A 4,886-nucleotide genomic window follows, 5' to 3' on the forward strand; every position below is an offset into this window, starting at 1 on the left:
AAATCCAGCAATTCCGTTATAAAGGGCGCCTCGAATATGAATTAGACATCGCCCCTGACTCAAAGAACATTCTCGTAAATCCACTGACGATTCAGCCGCTGGTTGAAAATGCAGTGATTCATGGCTTGGATAATAAAGAAACTGGAGGAAAGGTAGTCGTTCAAACAAAAGTGTCCGGGCATTATTTGCAAGTAACTGTGAAGGATAATGGGATTGGGATTGATGAAAATAGGCTGAAGGAAATTTTTCAGTTTATAAATGAGGAAGATGAGGGGATTCGCATTGGTTTACGTAATGTACACCAAAGGCAAGTTCTTACATATGGAAAAGGGTGCGGTCTTCAAATTACGTCAAAAAAAGGGACAGGTACGTGCATTCAATTTATGATTCCACTAGAGGAGGAAGTAAGATGTTTGAAGTAATCATTGTTGATGATGAGCCAATGATAAGAGAAGGACTCCGAACACTTATTGCTTGGGAAACTTATGGATTCAAGGTAATTAATATCGCACAGAATGGCCGTGAAGGCTTTGAAAAACATCAAGAATATAAGCCGGACTTAATGATTGTTGATGTACGTATGCCCGAAATGGACGGAATCACACTTATTGAGAAAATAAGAAAAGACAACCGACACACTCATTTTATTATATTAAGCGGACATGCAGACTTTACCTATGCACAAAGAGCAATGGGGTGCCATGTAGATGGATATTTGTTAAAACCGCTCGATGAAGATGAATTAATTCTCTATTTACAAACGATTTATAATAAATTAGCAGATGAAAAAAAATTAAAGCAGCTTGCAGCGGAAGAAAAAAACCAGCAAAGAGAAAAACTGATTATTGCTTTATGCCAAGAGAATGACGTTTCCCTTAATAAAGAATTTTTGCCTATGTATGAAGAACTTAGTCATGTACAACGAAATTTTCAAGTTCTCTTACTGAAGGTAACTTCACCGGCTGCTCATTCTGACATCAGTTTTTTGAAACAGAAAGCAAAAGAGTTATTCGAATATACTGAAAAAGGGTATGTTTTCACCAATAATTATGAGATTGGTGTTCTCTTGAGACAATCCTATACGTCCAAACATGCTAAAGAGAACCTATATGAAGAACTGAAAGCGGGCATTGGCAGTGAGACCTTTTTTGCGGCAATAGGAGAACAGGTTCCTCTATCACACATTTACCAATCGTTTCAAACCGCTTCAACCCTCTTAACTCATCATTTTTATTTTGATAAAGGGCTGGTAATGGATAAAAGTAGTCTTTCGGATCAGTGGATGATTGAAACAAACGAAAAGGCTATATTGGCGATTGAATCGTATGTCAGTCGTCTGCAATATGCTTTTGAATCAATTAACAGTAAGACAGCTGAGAAAATGATTGATGAACTTGCCGAGGAAATGGTTCATTGCAGAATGACCGAAATGGAAATCAAAAAAGGATTTATTCAACTCTATACAAACATATTAAATAAATTGCTGTTTTCCAATAAAAATGATCCAAGTCTTACCGCCATTCATGCCCAGGCGGCGGAGATTTATGACTTACCAACATTACCGAGTGTAAAACAATTTTTACTAAACCGATTCAGTGAAATAATAGGTGTATTGGATAATGGCAATACGGATACACAGATTAAGAAAATGATTGATTTAATTCATAAACATTACAATAAAAACCTGCGTTTAGAAACGTTAGCAGAGGTATTTAATTATAACAGTGCCTATTTAGGCAAGCTGTTTAAAAACTATACGGGTGAGTATTTTAACACGTATCTTGATAAAGTGAGAATTGACATAGGAAAGCAGCTATTGCAAAAGGGGAGCAAGGTCTATGAGGTGGCTGATCAGATTGGCTACGCAAATGTGGACTATTTTCATCGTAAGTTTAAGAAATATGTCGGAACCTCTCCCTCCGCCTATCGAAACCAACGTGGAAAAATAAGCTGAATATCATAAAACAGACAAAGTCAGATGATTTTGTCTGTTTTTACTGATTCACGAATCGTATACCTAAAATTTATACCTGATTTTTCTCGTAATCTAGCAGGTATTGACGTAGTGAAATGTAAGGTATGATGAAAGAGAGAAAGGGGAGAAGTCAATGGAAATCGCCAAAAAGAAAGCGCATACATACAAACCTATCAAAATTAAAAAAAGTTTTTGGGGATCACTCATTCATCAAAGGTACTTATATTTTATGTCGATGCCCTTTGTTATTTGGGTCTTTGTTTTCAATTATTTGCCTTTATGGGGATGGACGATGGCTTTTCAAAATTATCGCCCCGGTAAAACGATGGGAGAACAGGAATGGGTGGGTCTGCAGCATTTCATTATGCTCTTCCAAGATGAACGTTTTTATTTAGTTCTGCGTAACACGCTTGCCATGAGTCTTATGGGTCTTATTTTAGGTTTTACGGTCCCGATTGTGTTTGCGATTTTACTCAATGAAGTTCGTAAGAAAGCATTTAAAAACACGCTCCAGACGATTACGTATTTGCCGCATTTTGTTTCATGGGTAGTTGTAGCTGGAATTGTGACAAAAGTATTGTCTAGTGATGGAGGAGCTGTTAACCAGTTATTGACGGTGACTGGACTAGTGGATGAGCCCATACAATTTATGACCAAAGGTAATTTATTTTGGATTATTGTTACACTCGCTGATTTGTGGAAGGAAATGGGCTGGAACTCCATTATCTTTTTAGCTGCCATGGCTGGGATTGATCCACAATTATATGAAGCGGCAAAGGTAGATGGAGCAGGAAGGCTTCGGCAAATATGGCATATTACCTTGCCTGGCATCCGCCCAACGATATTAGTGGTCCTTATCCTTTCAATTGGTCATCTGATTTCAATTGGCTTTGAAAAACAGTTTTTATTAGGAAATTCAACGATTGTCGATTATTCAGAAGTATTAGATCTATATGCCTTAAATTATGGTATTGGCTTAGGGCGTTTTTCATACGGAACAGCTATTGGCATCTTCAATTCTTTAGTTAGTATTATTCTCTTATTTTTAGCGAATGGAATCTTTAAGCGGTTTACGAACCAAAGTGTTATGTAAAGGGGGAGAGTGACGGTGAAATCTAGTAAGGGTGACTTAATTTTTACGATCTGTAATTATACGTTTTTAACGTTAGTGTTTGTGATCACCTTGTACCCATTTTTAAACGTACTGGCGATCTCACTCAATGATGCGACGGATACGGTTCGCGGCGGTATCACGATTTTCCCCAGAGAATTCACATTTAAAAACTATATTACGATATTTGAATACGACAACTTGATTACAGGCTTTGTCAATTCAACATTACGGACAGTGATTGGTACGATTTTGGGCGTCATTTCATCAGCAATGGTTGCATTTACGCTAAGTCGTGCTGATTTTAAAGGAAGAAAATTCGTTTCAACGACCCTTGTTTTAACGCTATATTTTAGCGGTGGATTAATTCCTGGTTACATGTTGATGAGAGATTTAAACCTAGTAGGTACATTTTGGGTGTATATTCTTCCTGGCATGGTGAATGCCTTCAATATTATTATTGTTCGTTCCTTTATGGATGGACTGCCCTATGCTCTACAAGAATCAGCTAAAATGGATGGCGCTAATGACTTTTCAATTTTTTGGAGAATTATTCTCCCTTTATGTACTCCGGTTTTAGCGACGATTGCTCTATTTATCGCGGTAGGTCAGTGGAATTCTTGGTTTGATACGTACTTATATAATGGATCTGATCCAAGCTTGACCACGCTTCAATATGAATTGATGAAAATATTACAAAATACATCGATTAGTTCTACCGATCCCAATGCATACAGGGGGAATGAGGCTCTAGAAGGAGCTAAAAACGTCTCTCCAGAGTCTATTAAAATGGCGATTTCCGTAGTGACAATCATCCCAATCTTAATCGTTTATCCATTTTTACAACGTTTCTTTGTACAGGGGATGACCTTAGGAGCAGTAAAAAGTTAATTTAGTTTAATAAAAGGGGAGATGTAAAGATGAAACGAACACTTAAAAAGTCTGGACTATTAATCGCAACAACGATGCTGGTTCTAGCTGGATGCCAAAATGACAGTACTTCTAAAAAAGTAGATTTGGATAAGGAATCTACTGGGCCCGTTTCTTTTACCTTATTCAGTGCTGACCCTCATCCGCAATGGGATAAAATGGAGAGTCCGGTCAGCAAAAAAGTGAATGAGAAAACCGGAGTAAGTCTGGAAGCGGAATTTGATGTGGCTGGTGGTGAACAAAAGATTCCATTAATGATTGCCAGCGGGGAGTATCCAGATTTGATTCTGCCAAAAGGGAATGCAGCTAAATTAGTTGAAGCAGAAGCGCTAATTGATTTGACGGATTTAATTGATAAACATGGACCGAATTTAAAGAAGATTTATGGGGATTATTTTAATCGGTTAAAATGGAATAATGAAGATGATTCAATCTATATCCTGCCGACTACACAGGTTGATCAGACCTATTGGGAGCCAGGCACGGGGTTCATGCTCCAGAATGATGTAGTTAAACAGCTAGGATATCCAAAGATTCGTACCGTAAAGGATTTTGAAAAAGCCATTAAAGACTATAAAGAGAAAAACCCAAGTATTGATGGACAGCCAACTGTCGGTTTATCTTTGTTAGCAGATGACTGGAGGATACAAATTACAACAACTAATCCTGCATTCTTAGCAACAGGGGCACCGGATGATGGAGAGTTTTATATTGACCCTGAAACCTTTGAAGCAAAAATGCACTATCGTCGTGCAGAAGAAAAAGAATATTTCCGTTGGTTAAATCATATGAATGATATCGGATTATTAGACAAAGAAAGCTTCGTTCAAAAATATGATCAATATTTAGCGAAAATATCATCAGGACGAG

At 37.5% G+C, this 4,886-nt stretch carries 5 protein-coding genes; all 5 read left to right on the forward strand.

The annotated features are described in order from the left end of the window. Positions 1–422 (forward strand): sensor histidine kinase (locus tag AC52RT_RS18130; protein WP_495542044.1); only part of this gene is annotated, 422 nt, incomplete at its 5' end. Beyond that, positions 410–1,954, forward strand: a complete 1,545-nt coding sequence (locus AC52RT_RS18135) for a response regulator transcription factor (protein ID WP_495542045.1) — start codon at positions 410–412, stop codon at positions 1,952–1,954. The genes AC52RT_RS18130 and AC52RT_RS18135, both read left to right, overlap by 13 nt. Positions 1,955–2,108: 154 nt before the next feature. Next, positions 2,109–3,068, forward strand: a complete 960-nt coding sequence (locus AC52RT_RS18140) for an ABC transporter permease (protein ID WP_495542046.1) — start codon at positions 2,109–2,111, stop codon at positions 3,066–3,068. A 15-nt stretch (positions 3,069–3,083) separates the two neighbouring features. Then, positions 3,084–3,977: a carbohydrate ABC transporter permease gene (locus AC52RT_RS18145; protein ID WP_495542047.1), complete on the forward strand. Its 894-nt coding sequence runs from the start codon at positions 3,084–3,086 to the stop codon at positions 3,975–3,977. 29 nt (positions 3,978–4,006) lie between these two features. Continuing rightward, on the forward strand, positions 4,007–4,886 hold an 880-nt coding region (locus tag AC52RT_RS18150), incomplete at its 3' end, for a type 2 periplasmic-binding domain-containing protein (RefSeq protein ID WP_495542048.1).

The sequence above is a fragment of the Peribacillus sp. genome (assembly GCF_059453735.1).